Consider the following 19,598-nt stretch of genomic DNA (forward strand, 5'->3'; position numbering starts at 1 on the left):
TCTACTAGGCCGATGCTCATGTATCGGCCTTTTTTATCCACTCCAAATAACACTATCAATAACCCTTTCATAGAGTGATCCATCTCAGTTACACACCTAGTAGAGCTAGCTTAGGTTTCTTGACTGAGGAGAGCGTATAAGGCACTCGATAAGTAACCACCTAGTACAAACCAGCTATACAGGCGTTATATCAAATAGGTTCCTTCAGCAAAGGATTCGCAGCTAACGTTGCTCTTTAGTCGCCCTAAAAGTAAAGAAACACCATCAAGCTAAAAATCTATTTGTATTTGGGGCCCATCATTGCACTCACTTCCTAAATACAAAAAGGCCTCATAATTTCTGCTGAAGCCTTTTATATAGCAGGGAGTAGAGATTAGACCAAGCTGGCACCCCAGCCCCAACGTTGCTTCGTGGAAGTAGCGGACATAAAAAAGCCCCAGCGTTTCCGTTGAGGCTTAATATATCGGCACGAAGGCTTCACCTAAACTCGCACTATTTTTGAATTAGGGGAGTACGCTGCTCTATCCACTTCCAAGCCCGAAACGTAAAAAGCCTCAGTCATTCGACTGAGGCTTTTTAATAATGGCAGGGGTGGAGAGATTCGAAAGCTTCGCCCCAACACGCGCTGTTTTTGAATTAGGGGAATCCGCTGATCCACCTATGTCCCAAACCCGAAATACAAAAAAGCCTCAGTCATTCGACTGAGGCTTTCTAATAATGGCAGGGGTGGAGAGATTCGAACTCCCAACACGCGGATTTGGAATCCGCTGCTCTGCCAATTGGAGCTACACCCCTAAAATTCTCTTTTCTAGATTCACAAAAACCTCGCATAAGCGAGGTCTTGGAATAAATGGCGGAGTGGACGGGACTCGAACCCGCGACCCCCGGCGTGACAGGCCGGTATTCTAACCAACTGAACTACCACTCCGCAGTGGTATCATCCGCCTGAGCAGATGTACTAAATTTAAAGCCTGGCGATGTCCTACTCTCACATGGGGAAGCCCCACACTACCATCGGCGCTATTGCGTTTCACTTCTGAGTTCGGCATGGAATCAGGTGGGTCCACAACGCTATGGTCGCCAAGCAAATTCTTTATCAATTTGCTCGCAAATTCAAACGCACTTTAGTGCGGCCCTTTAGGGTGAGATTTGCTTGCAAATCGAATAATTCGGAAAACTGATTTTAAGTTCTACTTATACACATTCAATGTTCTATTTGAGTCCATCAAAACCCCTTGGGTGTTGTATGGTTAAGCCTCACGGGCAATTAGTACAGGTTAGCTCAACGCCTCACAACGCTTACACACCCTGCCTATCAACGTTCTAGTCTCGAACAACCCTTTAGGACGCTTAAAGCGCCAGGGAAGACTCATCTCAGGGCTCGCTTCCCGCTTAGATGCTTTCAGCGGTTATCGATTCCGAACTTAGCTACCGGGCAATGCGTCTGGCGACACAACCCGAACACCAGAGGTTCGTCCACTCCGGTCCTCTCGTACTAGGAGCAGCCCCCTTCAATCTTCCAACGCCCACGGCAGATAGGGACCGAACTGTCTCACGACGTTCTAAACCCAGCTCGCGTACCACTTTAAATGGCGAACAGCCATACCCTTGGGACCGACTTCAGCCCCAGGATGTGATGAGCCGACATCGAGGTGCCAAACACCGCCGTCGATATGAACTCTTGGGCGGTATCAGCCTGTTATCCCCGGAGTACCTTTTATCCGTTGAGCGATGGCCCTTCCATACAGAACCACCGGATCACTATGACCTGCTTTCGCACCTGCTCGAATTGTCATTCTCGCAGTCAAGCGGGCTTATGCCATTGCACTAACCTCACGATGTCCAACCGTGATTAGCCCACCTTCGTGCTCCTCCGTTACTCTTTGGGAGGAGACCGCCCCAGTCAAACTACCCACCAGGCACTGTCCTCAACCCAGATAATGGGTCTAAGTTAGAACATCAAACATACAAGGGTGGTATTTCAAGGATGGCTCCAACGATACTGGCGTACCGTCTTCAAAGCCTCCCACCTATCCTACACATGTAGGCTCAATGTTCAGTGCCAAGCTGTAGTAAAGGTTCACGGGGTCTTTCCGTCTAGCCGCGGGTACACTGCATCTTCACAGCGATTTCAATTTCACTGAGTCTCGGGTGGAGACAGCGTGGCCATCATTACGCCATTCGTGCAGGTCGGAACTTACCCGACAAGGAATTTCGCTACCTTAGGACCGTTATAGTTACGGCCGCCGTTTACCGGGGCTTCGATCAAGAGCTTCGACCGAAGTCTAACCCCATCAATTAACCTTCCGGCACCGGGCAGGCGTCACACCGTATACGTCATCTTACGATTTTGCACAGTGCTGTGTTTTTAATAAACAGTTGCAGCCACCTGGTATCTGCGACTCTCAATAGCTCCATCCGCAAGGGACTTCACCGTCAAGAGCGTACCTTCTCCCGAAGTTACGGTACCATTTTGCCTAGTTCCTTCACCCGAGTTCTCTCAAGCGCCTTGGTATTCTCTACCCGACCACCTGTGTCGGTTTGGGGTACGATTCCTTACAATCTGAAGCTTAGAGGCTTTTCCTGGAAGCATGGCATCAATGACTTCACTACCGTAGTAGCTCGACATCGTGTCTCAGCCTTAAAAAGAGCCGGATTTACCTAACTCTCAAGCCTACGCACTTGAACCTGGACAACCGTCGCCAGGCCCACCTAGCCTTCTCCGTCCCCCCATCGCAATTGTAAGAAGTACGGGAATATTAACCCGTTTCCCATCGACTACGCCTTTCGGCCTCGCCTTAGGGGTCGACTTACCCTGCCCCGATTAACGTTGGACAGGAACCCTTGGTCTTCCGGCGAGGAGGTTTTTCACCCCCTTTATCGTTACTCATGTCAGCATTCGCACTTCTGATACCTCCAGCAGGCTTTACAACCCACCTTCAACGGCTTACAGAACGCTCCCCTACCCAATACAATAAATTGCATTGCCGCAGCTTCGGTGTATAGCTTAGCCCCGTTACATCTTCCGCGCAGGCCGACTCGACTAGTGAGCTATTACGCTTTCTTTAAATGATGGCTGCTTCTAAGCCAACATCCTAGCTGTCTAAGCCTTCCCACATCGTTTCCCACTTAGCTATACTTTGGGACCTTAGCTGGCGGTCTGGGTTGTTTCCCTCTCCACGACGGACGTTAGCACCCGCCGTGTGTCTCCCGGATAGTACTTACTGGTATTCGGAGTTTGCAAAGGGTTGGTAAGTCGGGATGACCCCCTAGCCTTAACAGTGCTCTACCCCCAGTAGTATTCGTCCGAGGCTCTACCTAAATAGATTTCGGGGAGAACCAGCTATCTCCAGGTTTGATTGGCCTTTCACCCCTAGCCACAAGTCATCCGCTAATTTTTCAACATTAGTCGGTTCGGTCCTCCAGTTGATGTTACTCAACCTTCAACCTGCCCATGGCTAGATCACCTGGTTTCGGGTCTATATCCAGCAACTCGACGCCCAGTTAAGACTCGATTTCTCTACGGCTCCCCTAATCGGTTAACCTTGCTACTGAATATAAGTCGCTGACCCATTATACAAAAGGTACGCAGTCACACCACGAAGGTGCTCCTACTGCTTGTACGTACACGGTTTCAGGTTCTATTTCACTCCCCTCACAGGGGTTCTTTTCGCCTTTCCCTCACGGTACTGGTTCACTATCGGTCAGTCAGTAGTATTTAGCCTTGGAGGATGGTCCCCCCATATTCAGACAGGATATCACGTGTCCCGCCCTACTCGATTTCACTGATTATGATGTGTCGGTTACGGGGCTATCACCCTGTATCGCGAGACTTTCCAGACTCTTCACCTGCATCATTAAAAGCTTAAGGGCTAGTCCAATTTCGCTCGCCGCTACTTTCGGAATCTCGGTTGATTTCTACTCCTCCGGGTACTTAGATGTTTCAGTTCCCCGGGTTCGCCCTGTTAACCTATGTATTCAGTTAACAGTAACTGCTTATGCAGTTGGGTTTCCCCATTCGGAAATCCCAGACTCAAATGGTTTTTACTACCTAATCTGGGCTTATCGCAAGTTAATACGTCCTTCATCGCCTCTGACTGCCAAGGCATCCACCGTGTACGCTTAGTCACTTAACCATACAACCCGAAGGGGTCTTTACGTATGGCAAACAACCAAGGTGTGTCTCTCATTATTTGAATGAGCGAGAGACATTCGATTTTGCCGGACTCAAATATGAATAACTCGAAAGTTATTCCCAAGAACACTTGAATGTGTGTTGGTACCTACATCTCTAAGAGACATAGGATTTGAGAACTTTTATTTGAATAACATTAATCAAATGTTATTCGTCAGCTTTCCAAATTGTTAAAGAGCTAGATTCATTGAAGAACCATTTTTAAAAGCACTATCGCTAATGCGCTTAAAGATGGTGGAGCTAAGCAGGATCGAACTGCTGACCTCCTGCGTGCAAGGCAGGCGCTCTCCCAGCTGAGCTATAGCCCCATCAAGGTGTCGATACTATCAGCCAATCCCCTGGGAGGAAGATTGGTGGGTCTGAGTGGACTTGAACCACCGACCTCTCGCTTATCAGGCGAACGCTCTAACCACCTGAGCTACAGACCCAGTATCGTCTCTTAAACTTTTTAAACCATATCAATCTGTGTGAACACTCATCGCAATAATCATCGTATAAGGAGGTGATCCAGCCCCAGGTTCCCCTAGGGCTACCTTGTTACGACTTCACCCCAGTCATGAACCACAAAGTGGTGAGCGTCCTCCCGAAGGTTAAACTACCCACTTCTTTTGCAGCCCACTCCCATGGTGTGACGGGCGGTGTGTACAAGGCCCGGGAACGTATTCACCGTAGCATTCTGATCTACGATTACTAGCGATTCCGACTTCATGGAGTCGAGTTGCAGACTCCAATCCGGACTACGACGCACTTTTTGGGATTCGCTGACCATCGCTGGCTCGCCGCCCTCTGTATGCGCCATTGTAGCACGTGTGTAGCCCTACTCGTAAGGGCCATGATGACTTGACGTCGTCCCCACCTTCCTCCGGTTTATCACCGGCAGTCTCCCTGGAGTTCCCGACATTACTCGCTGGCAAACAAGGATAAGGGTTGCGCTCGTTGCGGGACTTAACCCAACATTTCACAACACGAGCTGACGACAGCCATGCAGCACCTGTCTCAGAGTTCCCGAAGGCACCAATCCATCTCTGGAAAGTTCTCTGGATGTCAAGAGTAGGTAAGGTTCTTCGCGTTGCATCGAATTAAACCACATGCTCCACCGCTTGTGCGGGCCCCCGTCAATTCATTTGAGTTTTAATCTTGCGACCGTACTCCCCAGGCGGTCTACTTAACGCGTTAGCTCCGAAAGCCACGGCTCAAGGCCACAACCTCCAAGTAGACATCGTTTACGGCGTGGACTACCAGGGTATCTAATCCTGTTTGCTCCCCACGCTTTCGCATCTGAGTGTCAGTATCTGTCCAGGGGGCCGCCTTCGCCACCGGTATTCCTTCAGATCTCTACGCATTTCACCGCTACACCTGAAATTCTACCCCCCTCTACAGTACTCTAGTGAACCAGTTTCAAATGCAGTTCCGAGGTTGAGCCCCGGGCTTTCACATCTGACTTAATCCACCACCTGCATGCGCTTTACGCCCAGTAATTCCGATTAACGCTCGCACCCTCCGTATTACCGCGGCTGCTGGCACGGAGTTAGCCGGTGCTTCTTCTGCAGCTAACGTCAAACACTAAGAGTGTTAATCTTAATGCCTTCCTCACTGCTGAAAGTGCTTTACAACCCGAAGGCCTTCTTCACACACGCGGCATGGCTGCATCAGGCTTTCGCCCATTGTGCAATATTCCCCACTGCTGCCTCCCGTAGGAGTCTGGACCGTGTCTCAGTTCCAGTGTGGCTGATCATCCTCTCAGACCAGCTAGGGATCGTCGCCTTGGTGAGCCATTACCTCACCAACTAGCTAATCCCACCTAGGCGTATCCAATAGCGCAAGGCCCGAAGGTCCCCTGCTTTGCTCCGAAGAGGTTATGCGGTATTAGCCATCGTTTCCAATGGTTATCCCCCTCTACTGGGCAACTTCCTAGGCATTACTCACCCGTCCGCCGCTCGACGCCGTTACCATCCCCCGAAGGTTCAGTTAACTCGTTTCCGCTCGACTTGCATGTGTTAGGCCTGCCGCCAGCGTTCAATCTGAGCCATGATCAAACTCTTCAATTTAAGATTTTGTCGGCTCAATGAATACTGAACATTACATAAAGTAATGTTTGAATTGACTGTGCTGAATCCGAAGATTCAATGGTCACTTCGTTTCATTGAAACCTAATTTGAAACCGAAGTTTCTAATTGGATTATCATCAACGAGTGCCCACACAGATTGATAGGTTTAAATTGTTAAAGAGCTTGGCTTTTCAAGAAACTTTTCTCTCAAAGCGGAGGTGCATTCTAGCGAGATAATTTGAAGAGTCAAACACTTTTTCAAATTTATTTTCTCAGAAGCTTTTCACCTCTCTGACGTTGCTGAAGCCTTGTGGCGTCTGCCGTGTCAGTGGATGCGCATTATAGGGAGATTAGATTTGGGTGCAAGCCCTTTTCTCAAAAAAAACCGAAAAATGGTTTGTTCGATTAATATTGCATCAAAAAGTCAAAAAAGAGGGCTAAAAGCCCTCTTTTTCATCACAGAACGCTAACAAATTAGATAAATGCGTAAGCGTCTGCATACATGTTGGCACTGCTCGCTTCTTTGTTTTGAGTAAACTGCTCACGTGCAGCACCCGCCATTTCAAATCGACCAGCAATGTAAATGTCATAATCCGCAAGAGATTCGAAATCACTCTCTACAGCTTGAAGCACATTACCTACTTTACCTTGCCAATCAGCTTGAGCATCTTCGACGACTGGAATGAAGTGAACGTTACTATGTTCTTCTGCAATTGCTAGCAACTCAGCTTTCGCATACAACTGACTGTCATCTTTAGCACCCCAATAAAGATAAATTTCATTAGATTTATTACGGCTTATACAGTGATCTAGAATAGAGCGTACATAACTGAACCCTGTACCACCAGCAATAAGGAGTAGTGGTCGTTCACTTTCTTCTTTTACCCAAGCGTCACCGTGTGGCGCATCGATATTGATATCACTGCCATCTTGCAACGCTTGCTTCATCGCTTCGACAACTTCCAAAGCGTAAGCATTGTGCTCAGCAGCACCTATATGAAGCTCCAGCTCGCCTTCATGACGACAAGGACTGCTCGCAATTGAAAATGGACGCTTATCTTTTTCACCCATTTCTACCATTAGATACTGACCTGCTTTGAACGCAACTGGCGTTTCAGGGTGTAGCAAAATTTGGTAGGTATTACTTGCCAATGGCTCAATGGACTTCACTTTACATTTAATAGTCATGGTCTTCCTCTCACTTACTCGTCTAGAGTAAGGACTAAATTACTTTCTGCGAAGGCTTGGCATGGAAATATCCAACCTTGATCTTGCTCTTTCTCTGTAAGCATAGGTTCAAGATGATATGACACATGACCTTCTATTTTCTTGCACATGCACATCGCACATGCACCAACTTGGCAACGATGTGGAAAGTTGATGTTTTGGTTGAGCGCCGCTTCCAACACCGTCTGCCCTTTTGAAACTTGGAATTTTATTTCATTGGGTAACAAAATGACTGTATAGGTCATAAGATACCTAGTTGATCCCAAATTGCGTCAATCTTAGCGACGAGTTCAGGGTCTTTGGTTATTGGAATACCCCACTCCCGCTCTACTTCACCCTCAAGTTTATTGGTCGCATCCAAGCCTGCTTTAGACCCATGCTTATCGCACATTATAGTGTCTCGAGATGGATCCATACGGGTGGTAATTGCCCATATAACATCGTTCCAATCTCTGATATTGACGTCTCCATCAACCACGATAGCAAACTTGACATTCACTTTGTCATGAAGCTGAGACCATAACTGCGCTAGAACATGCTGAGCCTGTCCCGCCTTCTGCTTATCGATGGATAGAATGACCATCCGGCTGTCGCCTACTCCTGGCGCTAAATAACAGTCATTCACCTCAGGTATCTGAGCTTCCACCATCAGCTCGCATTCTTGCTCATCAACTTCTCGGGTTACGTTCTGTTGCTGCGGAATAAACTTCGCTCCTAGCGCTTCCTCCGCTTCCCATTTCACAGTTGCGTCGAAGCCCATTTTTGAGCCCAACCCAACAACAGGGGAAGCAAAGTCGAGTGAATCGATCGGAGTACTTTCAATCATGACGATATCACGATGAGGCTGCATAGTGTCGTTCATCGCTTGAACCACCTCATGCCAATCTCGCGCATTCACACTTTCATCACACACAACCACAAACTTGGTGTACATAAACTGACGTAAGAAAGACCACACCCCCATCATGACGCGCTTTGCATGGCCTGGATATTGTTTCTTCATCGTTACTACGGCCATTCGGTATGAACACCCTTCTGGCGGTAGATAGAAGTCTTCGATCTCTGGAAATTGCTTTTGCAGGATCGGGACAAACACTTCATTGAGCGCCACGCCTAATACTGCAGGCTCATCTGGCGGGCGGCCAGTGTATGTGCTGTGGTAAATAGGCTTTTCACGCATAGTGACGTGCGTGATGGTAAATACGTGATGCTTCTCTTTTTCGTTGTAGTAACCCGTATGGTCGCCATATGGACCTTCGTCGGCAAACTCACTCGGATCGATGTAGCCTTCCATTACAATCTCGGCACTGGCTGGCACCTCAAGATCATTGCTCACCGACTTGACGACTTCCGTTTTACTGCCACGGAGTAAACCTGCAAATGCATACTCCGATAAAGTGTCAGGAACCGGAGTCACGGCACCAAGAATCGTCGCAGGGTCAGCGCCGAAAGCAACAGAGACAGGAAATGGCTTGCCAGGGTTGGTTTCCATCCAGTCACGCAAATCAAGCGCACCACCACGGTGAGCTAACCACCTCATGATGATCTTGTTCTTACCGATTTTTTGCTGGCGATAGATACCCAGATTTTGGCGTTTCTTGTTCGGACCTCGAGTGACCGTCAGTCCCCACGTTAAAAGTGGAGCCACATCATCTTGCCAACAACTCATCACGGGGATTTTATCCAGATCGACTTCGTCACCCTGCCATACCACTTGCTGGCAAGCTGCCTTTCTTAGGCGCTTAGCCGGCATATTCAGAACTTGTTTGAATACTGGCAGTTTATCCAATGCGTCTTTGAAACCTTTTGGTGGTTCTGGCTCTTTTAAGTACGCGAGCAACTTGCCGACTTCCCTTAACTCTTTGACCTCTTGTCGCCCCATACCCATTGCAACGCGAGCTGGTGTACCAAACAAGTTAGTCAGTACTGGGTAGTCGTAACCAATTGGGCTTTCGAACAGCAATGCTGGACCTTCAGCACGCAAAGTACGATCGCTGATTTCGGTCATCTCGTAGTGAGGGTCAACAGGGTGAGAAATGCGTTTTAACTGGCCTTTTTGTTCCAAATGGTCAATAAAATCGCGTAAATCCTTAAAACTCATAGGCCTTCTAGCTGGCTGGTTAATCTGGCAGCAGTATACCAAAAAGGAGCAATTGCCGTTGCTCCTTTTTGTGTGTGTCCATTACAAACACTATCCACAGAAAACGTCTTACTGAGATAAGACTTGAGAAATAGCATTACTTTTCACTTGCTGGTTACTGCTCAAAAGCTCTTCTAACCACCCACGGTAACCTTGCGCGGCTAACTCACGAGCTACCAGTGGTGCTTCATCGGTAATCGACATACGAGAAACCAAAAATTCTTTGACCTCTTCAGACATTGGCTTTACTCGGGTCAATTCAAGCAACGCCTGTTCTTTCAAGCTCGGGTTCGATGTCGCATTCATCACTTGGTTTAACGCAAACTTATCCCCTACATTGGCCAATCGCACTAGCTCATTTTCACTGTGATGATCTGCCTTCATTAACCAAAGTAACTTATAGATGTCTGGGTCTTCGCTCACCTGCGCCAAGCGAACCATAGCTTGAGAAGATGGCAACCAACTTGTCACCGCTTGTGAAGTAAACTGTTTAGTCAGCGCTTGCACCGCTTCTGGGGATAAGCTGTCTAGCTCTCGAATAAGTAACGCTTCACGGGTCTGAACCTGATACTCACTACCCGACAACCACGTTAGAAGGTTAAGCTCTTTACGCTCCGCCATGAGAACAAAATCAAGTGTGGTTTGGTCTTGTTGCCATTGCTTAAGTAACCGACTCGCAATAGCAGGGTAATTAAATGCAGGGGTAACGAACTCATATCCGTCACCTTTCTCTAGAACTTGGTATGTGGGTACCAGCTTTTGTTGGGATTCAACAAAGATAGCCATCTTAGACGTAAGCGCGACATCTTGCTGTTCAATTTTCTGTAGCAATAGAAAGCGCGCGACTTCTTGCTGAGGCAACGCTAGTCGCTGAAGTGCAAATTTGAGTGAATCGACTTCATCTTCTACAGCGTATTGAAGAAGCTCAGCGACTTTAGCTTGGATCTGCTCATCTTGCTTCCATTGCTGTACAACAACTGGCTGCATTTCCGTCGCAGACGCCAGTGGCATTCCTATAAGCAGTAGCCCAGATAGGAGAACTGACGACAACATTCCTTGTTGCATGTTAACCTCCTTGTAACAATTGCCTTCATTCTGAGCGTTCTATTGATAGATTGCAATAAAAAACGCCACCCGATAAGAGGTGGCGTTTTCTGAATCTTAAGTCAGAGTTTACTGGCGACGCATCGCGTCAAAGAACTCATCGTTGGTCTTGGTCATCGCAAGCTTGTCGATGAGGAACTCCATTGCATCAATTTCGCCCATTGGGTGAACAATCTTACGCAGGATCCACATCTTCTGTAGTTCATCGTTCTTAGTAAGAAGCTCTTCACGACGAGTACCAGAGCGGTTGAAATCAATCGCAGGGAAGACACGCTTTTCAGCAATCTTACGATTAAGGTGCAGTTCCATGTTACCTGTACCTTTGAATTCCTCGTAGATAACTTCGTCCATCTTAGAACCAGTATCAACCAGTGCTGTAGCGATGATAGTTAAGCTACCGCCTTCTTCAACGTTACGAGCGGCACCGAAGAAACGCTTAGGACGGTGTAAAGCGTTTGCATCCACACCACCGGTTAGTACTTTACCTGATGAAGGTACTACGGTGTTGTAAGCACGAGCTAAACGAGTGATTGAGTCGAGTAGGATGACGACGTCTTTCTTGTGCTCAACAAGGCGTTTTGCTTTCTCGATAACCATTTCCGCAACTTGGACGTGACGAGATGCAGGCTCATCAAACGTTGATGCCACTACTTCACCTTTAACAAGGCGTTGCATCTCAGTTACTTCTTCCGGACGCTCATCGATCAGTAGAACCATTAACTCACACTCTGGGTGATTGTGAGCAATGCTTTGTGCAATATTTTGCAATAGCATGGTTTTACCCGCTTTTGGCGGAGCAACGATAAGACCACGTTGGCCTTTACCGATTGGTGAAGCCAAATCGAGGATACGCGCTGTAATATCTTCTGTTGCACCATTACCACGCTCCATCACCATACGTTCGTTGGCGTGCAGCGGAGTTAAGTTTTCAAACAGGATTTTGTTACGTGCGTTGTCAGGTTTGTCGTGGTTAACAGTGTTGACTTTTAGTAGAGCAAAGTAGCGTTCGCCATCTTTCGGTGGACGAATCTTGCCAGCAATCGAGTCACCTGTACGAAGGTTGAAACGACGAATTTGGCTTGGCGATACATAGATATCATCTGGGCCAGCAAGGTAAGAACTGTCGGCGCTACGAAGGAAACCAAAACCGTCTTGCAGAATTTCGAGTACCCCATCACCAAAGATATCTTCACCACTTTTCGCGTGAGCTTTGAGGATGGCGAAGATGATGTCTTGTTTTCTTAGGCGAGCTAGGTTCTCAAGACCAAGGCTTTCACCAAGTTTAACAAGCTCAGACACGGGTCTGTTCTTCAATTCAGTTAGATTCATTGTGGTAGATACTTGTTTAGTCAAAATAGGATCTGTTTTCTAGTTTAAGAGGGATTTGGTCTCAGGATCGACCAAGAAGTGAACACTTGTTTATTTAACGTGCGATAAACTAGCACTAAATAGTAGCCTAGTCTAGATTTTGTTGAGCAGCAAAAACAAAACCGTGCATTTATTCAAATCGCACGGTTTGCTTAGTTTGCTACTTATAGATTAGCGTCTAGGAACTCTTTTAATTGAGTCTTAGAAAGTGCACCAACTTTAGTTGCTGCGACGCTACCATCTTTGAAAAGAAGTAACGTTGGGATACCGCGAATACCAAATTTAGGTGGAGTACCAGCGTTTTGATCGATATTTAATTTACCGATAGTCAGCTTGCCTTCGTACTCATCTGCGATTTCATCAAGAATTGGTGCAATCATCTTACAAGGGCCACACCATTCTGCCCAAAAGTCCACAAGAACAGGGCCTGCAGCGTTAATTACGTCGGCATCAAAACCGTCATCTGTTAGCTGCAAAATCTTGTCGCTCATCTTCCACTCCAATGTATTATTTCTGAACTGGTTGGATGATAACCAGTAAATAGATGCCCTATTGGAATGTATTTACTTTCGTATTGCAAGCTTAAGCTGATATTCTATAGCAATGAAAAAGACGCATATCACAGAGCAAAAGTTCGCCGACTTGGATTTAAACGCCCAAGTTATTGAAGGATTGGAGAAAAAAGGGTTCGAATATTGTACCCCTATCCAAGCCTTGGCGTTGCCGGTACTGCTCACCGGCCAAGACATCGCAGGCCAGGCCCAAACGGGTACTGGTAAAACGCTAGCGTTTCTTACTGCTACCTTTAACCATTTGTTGAATACACCTGAGCATGAAGGTCGTAAACCAACTCAGCCGCGTGCCATTATTATGGCTCCGACTCGTGAGTTGGCGATTCAGATCTTTAATGATGCTGCTCCATTAATGGAAAGCACTGGCATCAAAGCTGCACTTGCTTACGGTGGTGAAAGCTACGATAAGCAACTAGCGAAGCTTGAGAAAGGTGTAGACGTATTGATCGGTACTACGGGTCGTATTATCGATTTCTACAAGCAAAAGGTTTTCAACCTAAACCACATTCAAGCCGTTGTCCTAGACGAAGCCGATCGCATGTTCGACCTTGGTTTCATTAAAGACATCCGCTTCTTGTTCCGTCGTATGCCTGAGCCAAAAGACCGCCTAAACATGCTGTTCTCGGCGACTCTATCTTACCGCGTTCAAGAACTCGCGTTTGAGCACATGCACAACCCAGAGCATGTTGTTGTCGAACCAGACCAAAAAACAGGTCACCGCATTCAAGAAGAATTGTTCTACCCGTCGAACGAGCACAAAATGCCACTGCTTCAAACTCTGATTGAAGAAGAATGGCCTGACCGTGCGATTGTATTTGCTAACACTAAACATAAGTGTGAGTCGGTATGGGGCCACTTGGCAGCAGACGGTCACCGCGTTGGCCTACTAACAGGTGACGTTCCACAGAAGAAACGTGAAAAAATCCTTGAGCAATTCACTAAGGGTGAAGTCGATATCCTTGTTGCAACCGATGTTGCGGCTCGCGGCCTACATATCCCACAGGTAACGCACGTATTTAACTACGACCTACCTGACGATTGTGAAGATTACGTTCACCGTATTGGCCGTACTGGTCGTGCTGGTGCTAGCGGTCACTCGATCAGCTTTGCCTGTGAAGATTACGCTATCAACCTACCAGCGATTGAAGAGTATATCGAGCACTCAATCCCAATGTCGGAGTACGACTCATCTGCGCTGATCGAAGATCTTCCAGCGCCGCTACGTATGCGTTCCCGCAACCCTCAGCAACGCCGCTCTAACACAGGTGGTTCTCGCTCAGGAAACCGTCGACCAAACAACCGTCGACCAAGACAGCAACGTCAATCACAATCGCAATAACAAGGAAGCTATAGTCGTTTATGAATCAGGCAGTCTCATCACCGCTTTACGCAGCCATCGACCTCGGGTCGAACAGTTTTCACATGCTCGTTGTGCGTCATATCGATGGCAGCGTTCAAACAATGGCGAAGATAAAACGCAAAGTACGTTTAGCCGCAGGGTTAGATGAAAATAATGCGTTAGGTCAGGAAGCTATGCAGCGTGGCTGGGACTGTTTGAGTCTCTTTGCTGAGCGACTACAAGATATTCCGAAGCAAAACATCCGCATTGTGGGCACAGCGACACTTCGCACTGCAACCAATGTGGATGTCTTTTTACGTAAAGCCAATCAGATTCTAGGCTATGACATTGAAGTCATCTCTGGCGAAGAAGAAGCCGCTACCATCTATAAAGGTGTCGCACACACCTCTGGTGGCATGGGGCGCCGACTCGTAGTCGATATTGGCGGAGCAAGCACTGAACTTATCATCGGCGAAGGATTTGACGCTAAAGCACTCACCAGTTTGAAAATGGGCTGCGTGACTTGGCTAGAGCGCCACTTCAAAGACCGTCAACTGACGGCAACTAACTTTGACAACGCAATCGCAGCAGCGAAAGACACATTAGCCCCTATCCTAGAGCAATATACGCAAATTGGCTGGGACGTCTGTGTGGGTGCGAGTGGTACCGTTCAAGCGCTACAAGAAATCATGCTGGCGCAAGGGATGGATGAAGTCATTACCCATGCAAAACTTAAGCGACTGCAGAAACAGGCCATGCTAGCCGACCACCTGGAAGAGCTTGAGATCGAAGGGTTAACATTGGAAAGAGCTCTGGTATTCCCGAGTGGCTTATCCATTTTGATTGCCATCTTTGAGCTACTCAACATCGACTCGATGACACTGGCCGGCGGCGCACTCCGTGAAGGGCTGGTCTATGAAATGGTCGATGGCCTACGTCAAAACGACATTCGTGCTCGCACCATTTGTAGTGTACAAGCACGTTATCAAATCGACGTGGCTTACGCCGAGCAAGTATCCAACCTCGCAGGTAAACTGCTTAAACAGTGTGGCGGCGATAACTGGATTGCCGAACCACAAGGTGCAGTATTACTGCAAACTGCCGCCAAGCTGCATGAGATTGGTTTAACCATCGATTTTAAAAAGGGTGGCGAACATAGCGCATACCTTTTAAACCACTTAGATTTGCCGGGCTACACCCGCGCACAAAAGCACTTTCTAGCCGAAGCTGCTCGTCGCTACCGTGAGCAACTTAGCTCACTGCCTGAACAACACGCTTTATCAGGTACCAGCGGCAAACGAGTGTTGCGCTTATTGCGTTTAGCAGTACTACTTACACACAGACGCAGTTGTGAATTAGAGCCAGCAGTGACACTTCGTGCTGAACAAGACACACTCACCTTGTCCATCGACAAGCAGTGGCTTGAATCGAACCCACTCACCAGTGCTGAGCTCGAGATTGAAGCCAACCGACAAACCGATATTGGTTGGCCTTTATCGATTATTGAATGCTAAAAAAGCCCTCTTCGGAGGGCTTTTTTATTGCTCACCCACCACAAGTAACTCAATTATCAATAGATGACTTAAGCGCAAAAATTCAAACAACATCATAAAAATCATTACATTATGCCATATACTGTTTTTGATGGAGTTCGACACTAAGGAGCACGGTGCATGGTGAGTAAGGCGACTAGCTTTAATATTGATGAATGGTCTTTCATTCCAAATGAAGGGCAGATTGTGTTTAGCGATAAGACCATCAACATCGACAAGCGCCTTAGTAAACTGCTGGAGTTCTTTTGTCAGAACCCTGGGCAGACGCATACCCGTGATGAGCTGATTGAAAATGTCTGGAATGGCATGATTCTGACTGATCAAGTCGTCACCCAAGCTGTGTTCGAGTTGCGCAAGGTTCTAAAGCAAAACTCGACCAAGAATGAAAGCTATATCATTACTGTTCCCAAACGAGGTTATAAGTTTTTTGCCGAAGTAGGCGTCAGCTATGAAACCAGCAACAGCGGGGTTACCGACTACCCTCAGCCTGAAACTAGACCGGAAATTAAAGAAGACACCGCCCCTTCTACAAAAACTCCTACCCCAAGGACAAAGCCTTGGTTACCAATAGCACTCGCAACCATCATCTGCTTCGAAACAGGCTACATCCTATATTCCGCCTTGGGCAACCAAACTTCACCTCCCATCAGTCAGCCGACTCGGCTAGGAAACTTTGAGTCTCGCTACGTGGTATTAGAGATCAGTGACGACATTCAACAGGATCCGGTTTTGTTTGGTGTGGTCACTAAATTTATTGAATATGTTGGCTACTACAGCAATATCCGCATTGTCCATAGTCCTGAGTTGCAGAAAATCGCTGCGATTGAGCTGAAACTGGCGACCTCTCCTAGCCGTGATGGCCAATACACTCGCTTAACCATGCGCTATCACAACCGCGTGTCTAATCAGGGCCACCTTAGCCGACGCTACCCCACCGAGCTGGCATCGATTCATCAAACGCTGTTCTCGATGTTGGATGACATGTTGGGCGCACTGTATATCTCACCACCCAAGCAAGAGTTGATGCAGCTACTTGAACAACTTCCTAGTGATGAAGCAGCGTTAGAACACGTTCTTACTGGCATTGGTTACTTGTATAACGGTGAGCCAATGGAAAAGGCTTTAGTGAACCTTCGCCTCGCCAAACAGTTAGCTCCGGATCACGACTTCACCTACACCGTGAATTACATCGGTGAAATGTTCCGTATCTTCAATTCCAATGATTCAAACAAGCAGCAGATGACTGTTGCTCTTAATGATGAGTATCGCGATAGACTCACCCGTCTGCTTGAACAAGGGAAAATGCCACGTGTTTATGATGCGATGGCAATGATGGCACTTTCTGAAGACAATCCAGAAAAAGCCATGCGCATACTGCTATCTCTGCCCGATCAAAAACATTCTATCCTGTCTTACTTGTTGCTTGCCAAAGCAGAAGAGTCACGAGGAAATGGCGGCGCAGCAAAAGAACTGTACCTCAAAGCCACGCAGAGTAACTCATCATTACGAGCAGTACAGTTTGCTTCACCACTATTCTTTGACAGCAACTTAGACCCACTACTTAAAGAATTTGAGTAGCTTCCAGTCGTTGACGAAACTTTTCATCAGCCGCTACCTCAGATAGGGAGCGGCTGATATTTTTCTGCTGCCTATCCAGAATAATGTGCAGAATCTCAAGCGTTAGGCCAAATGCAAGCACGACATAGGTGTAGCTCTTGTCCACTTCAAACCCAGTACCTTCAAATACCAACATCGCCCCCAGAAGAATAAGAAACAGTAGTGCTAATAGCTTGAGTCCAGGATATGCCGCGATAGTGAGCTGAATTTTTTCCGCCAGTGCCAGCATAATAATGGCGGAAATCACAATCGCGGCAACTATGATCTCGATATCATGAACCAAGGCAACCGCCGTGATCACCGAATCAAATGAGAATACTGCGTCAATCGCAATGATTTGCAGAACAATTAAGGTCACGCTTGCGGTCATAGCGCCTTTTTCAGCGTGCCCTTTCGACTGCAGCCAAGCCAGCAACTCCTTTAAGCTCTTTAACAGCAAAAAAGCACCACCAAAAATCAAAATTAAATCTTTACCCGAAAACATCCATGTTGAAATGCCAACCACTGGCTCGGTTAATGACATAAGCCAAGACACCGAAAATACCAAACCAATACGAGAGACTACTGCCAAGCCGATACCTAAGTTACGCACTTTTCGTTGTAGCCCTGTCGGCAAACGCTCAACCAAAATCGAGATAAATATGACGTTGTCGACGCCGAGAATCACTTCCAGCAATAACAAAGTACTAAACGCAACCAAATAGTCAGTGACCATCACTTCACCCCCTGACACTTAATAACTGAAGATGAAAGATTGGACTGTCTATTACGCCATTTATAAACGCATACACTGACTAGTTTGATTGCAATAAATATCATGGTTTTCCCACCTGAAAGTAAAAAGGTCGGCCATTCTACAAATCAATAAATCTGTGACATCAGCAAAGCGTCACCTATCAATAACCAGAATATAAAAAAAATATAAAGCAATTATTTTCAACTACTTAAATATAAAAACACTAACCACAGCCGAGTGCGTGGAGTTCGAAGCCGACTAGCAATTAGTGGAAATGATAAAAAGATAAGAGTTTGATGATGCGGAAAATAGCGCCGCTTTACACAATACCCTCTCATTCATTTAGGGGGCGCTATGCTAGACACCATCTATACAATTTTTGCCACGCTACGAGAGTACGACATATTGCTTGGGTTGCTTTTCTTACTGGTATTTTGGCTACTTAAACGTTTTACCAACAGAACCATCACCACACTGGCGCACAATAAAGCGGTTTCATCGACACGCAGCGCGTTCATCATTCGTTGCTTCAATATCACCTATTTTGTGTTTCTGTCGGCCAGTTACATCATTGTTAGTGGTATCGGCTACGGTAATTTCTCGATTTTTATCTCGTCTGTGTTTACGGTGTTTGGTGTCGGCTTCATCGCCCAATGGTCTATTTTGAGTAACATCACCGCCAGCTTTTTAATTTTCTTTGTCTTCCCGTATCGAATCGGAGACTTCATAGTGGTCGCCGATGGGGAAGGCATCGAGGGAAAAATCCTTGAAATACGCATGTTCCACACCTTAATTCGTCACCCAGATGGCAACATTATTACCTACCCTAACTCGCTACTGCTGCAAAAGAGCGTGACAAAGGTGATACAGAAAAACATTACCACCACGATAAAGAACGCAGAGATCCGCAGGCAATCTAAGCTGGAAGAAAAAGGCAAGGCATAAAAAAGCCCCTTGGCTGATAACAACCAAAGGGCTCTCGAAATAACATCAAGGGTGGTTTAGCGACTAAGCATTCACACCCGAAGCTTTGAAGCTAGGATTCACTGCTGTGATTTTCTTCACGATGTAGTTAAGAAGCACACCGTACATTGGCACAAATAAGCCAAGGCTGATCACGAGCTTGAAGCCGTAGTCCACCAGCGCGATTTCAGTCCAGTGCTCAGCCATAAACGGATCTGGGCTTTGGTAGAAAGCAATCGCAAAGAAAGCGATGGTATCCAACGCATTACCAAACAGCGTTGAACAAGTTGGTGCAATCCACCACTGCTTGAGTTGACGCAGGCGGTTAAACACATGCACATCTAAAATCTGACCGAGTAGGTAAGCCATGAAGCTTGCGATCGCGATACGCGCAACAAATAAATTGAACTCACTTAAGTGGCCGACACCTTGGAATTGCCCTTCAAAGAACAGTACCGATAAAACGTAAGACACTGCCAGTGCGGGTAACATCACCAAGAAAATAATGCGGCGCGCCAACTGAGCCCCAAAAATACGTACTGTTAGGTCAGTGGCTAAGAAGATAAATGGAAAAGTGAATGCGCCCCAAGTGGTATGAAAACCAAACACAGTGAACGGCAGTTGTACCAGGTAATTACTGGATGCAATGATGATCAGGTGAAATAGGACTAATAAGAAAAGGGCTTTGCGCTGCTGCGCAGGGGTAAAGTTACTCATGCGATACCTTTTTAGTTTG

Annotated in this window: 12 protein-coding genes, 4 tRNA genes, 3 rRNA genes and 1 pseudogene; 4 read left to right on the forward strand and 16 right to left on the reverse strand. The window is 47.0% G+C overall.

Annotated features, from left to right (window positions below; genetic code table 11):
* Positions 1-718: 718 nt before the first annotated feature.
* From ACXABW_RS14435 to trxA, 14 genes and pseudogenes are all read right to left on the reverse strand, one after another.
* A tRNA-Trp gene (locus ACXABW_RS14435) sits at positions 719-795 on the reverse strand.
* 56 nt (positions 796-851) lie between these two features.
* Positions 852-928 (reverse strand) — tRNA-Asp (locus ACXABW_RS14440).
* Between the two features lie 41 nt (positions 929-969).
* Positions 970-1,085: ribosomal RNA gene (gene rrf / locus ACXABW_RS14445) — 5S ribosomal RNA — on the reverse strand.
* A 161-nt stretch (positions 1,086-1,246) separates the two neighbouring features.
* Positions 1,247-4,136, reverse strand: a 23S ribosomal RNA gene (locus ACXABW_RS14450).
* A 291-nt stretch (positions 4,137-4,427) separates the two neighbouring features.
* Positions 4,428-4,503, reverse strand: a tRNA-Ala gene (locus ACXABW_RS14455).
* Between the two features lie 43 nt (positions 4,504-4,546).
* A tRNA-Ile gene (locus ACXABW_RS14460) sits at positions 4,547-4,623 on the reverse strand.
* Between the two features lie 67 nt (positions 4,624-4,690).
* Positions 4,691-6,243, reverse strand: a 16S ribosomal RNA gene (locus ACXABW_RS14465).
* Together the 16S, 23S and 5S rRNA genes with 4 tRNA genes alongside form the textbook arrangement of a ribosomal RNA operon.
* Before the next feature lie 474 nt (positions 6,244-6,717).
* Positions 6,718-7,431, reverse strand: coding sequence for an NAD(P)H-flavin reductase (fre, locus tag ACXABW_RS14470; protein WP_252028732.1), 714 nt, complete (start codon positions 7,429-7,431; stop codon positions 6,718-6,720).
* A 14-nt stretch (positions 7,432-7,445) separates the two neighbouring features.
* Positions 7,446-7,715, reverse strand: a complete 270-nt coding sequence (locus ACXABW_RS14475; protein WP_252028734.1) for a 2Fe-2S iron-sulfur cluster-binding protein — start codon at positions 7,713-7,715, stop codon at positions 7,446-7,448.
* The gene (locus ACXABW_RS14480; protein ID WP_457525033.1) at positions 7,712-8,119 is read right to left on the reverse strand and encodes a hypothetical protein; all 408 of its coding nucleotides are present in this window, start codon (positions 8,117-8,119) and stop codon (positions 7,712-7,714) included. Before ACXABW_RS14480 ends, ACXABW_RS14475 begins: the two co-directional genes overlap by 4 nt.
* Before the next feature lie 65 nt (positions 8,120-8,184).
* Positions 8,185-9,571: pseudogene (ubiD, locus tag ACXABW_RS14485) on the reverse strand (4-hydroxy-3-polyprenylbenzoate decarboxylase); the annotation flags it as partial.
* A gap of 108 nt (positions 9,572-9,679) precedes the next feature.
* Positions 9,680-10,675, reverse strand: coding sequence for a hypothetical protein (locus ACXABW_RS14490; protein WP_457523253.1), 996 nt, complete (start codon positions 10,673-10,675; stop codon positions 9,680-9,682).
* A 108-nt stretch (positions 10,676-10,783) separates the two neighbouring features.
* Positions 10,784-12,043 (reverse strand): transcription termination factor Rho, encoded by a 1,260-nt coding sequence (gene rho, locus ACXABW_RS14495; protein WP_004741192.1) that lies wholly within the window; start codon positions 12,041-12,043, stop codon positions 10,784-10,786.
* Between the two features lie 203 nt (positions 12,044-12,246).
* Positions 12,247-12,573: a thioredoxin TrxA gene (gene trxA, locus ACXABW_RS14500; protein WP_004409639.1), complete on the reverse strand. Its 327-nt coding sequence runs from the start codon at positions 12,571-12,573 to the stop codon at positions 12,247-12,249.
* Between the two features lie 112 nt (positions 12,574-12,685).
* Between trxA and rhlB the strand changes: the two genes are divergently transcribed.
* The 3 genes from rhlB (at position 12,686) to ACXABW_RS14515 (ending at position 17,124) form a co-directional block, all read left to right on the forward strand.
* Positions 12,686-13,993: an ATP-dependent RNA helicase RhlB gene (gene rhlB / locus ACXABW_RS14505; RefSeq protein WP_457523255.1), complete on the forward strand. Its 1,308-nt coding sequence runs from the start codon at positions 12,686-12,688 to the stop codon at positions 13,991-13,993.
* A 20-nt stretch (positions 13,994-14,013) separates the two neighbouring features.
* Positions 14,014-15,507: a guanosine-5'-triphosphate,3'-diphosphate diphosphatase gene (gene gppA / locus ACXABW_RS14510; protein WP_457523257.1), complete on the forward strand. Its 1,494-nt coding sequence runs from the start codon at positions 14,014-14,016 to the stop codon at positions 15,505-15,507.
* A 159-nt stretch (positions 15,508-15,666) separates the two neighbouring features.
* Positions 15,667-17,124 (forward strand): winged helix-turn-helix domain-containing protein, encoded by a 1,458-nt coding sequence (locus ACXABW_RS14515; RefSeq protein ID WP_252028740.1) that lies wholly within the window; start codon positions 15,667-15,669, stop codon positions 17,122-17,124.
* Here ACXABW_RS14515 and ACXABW_RS14520 read toward each other — a convergent pair.
* Positions 17,108-17,878, reverse strand: coding sequence for a TerC family protein (locus ACXABW_RS14520; protein ID WP_265686775.1), 771 nt, complete (start codon positions 17,876-17,878; stop codon positions 17,108-17,110). The genes ACXABW_RS14515 and ACXABW_RS14520 overlap by 17 nt on opposite strands.
* 375 nt (positions 17,879-18,253) lie before the next feature.
* Here ACXABW_RS14520 and ACXABW_RS14525 point away from each other — a divergent pair, with 375 nt between their 5' ends.
* Entirely contained in the window at positions 18,254-18,844 is a 591-nt protein-coding gene (locus tag ACXABW_RS14525) for a mechanosensitive ion channel domain-containing protein (protein WP_265686776.1), read from the forward strand.
* Positions 18,845-18,907: 63 nt separating this feature from the next.
* On the opposite strand, the gene ACXABW_RS14530 is transcribed toward ACXABW_RS14525, so the two are convergent.
* Positions 18,908-19,579: a 7-cyano-7-deazaguanine/7-aminomethyl-7-deazaguanine transporter gene (locus ACXABW_RS14530; protein WP_252028746.1), complete on the reverse strand. Its 672-nt coding sequence runs from the start codon at positions 19,577-19,579 to the stop codon at positions 18,908-18,910.
* Positions 19,580-19,598 lie beyond the last annotated feature (19 nt).

Source organism: Vibrio paucivorans (genome assembly GCF_054053395.1).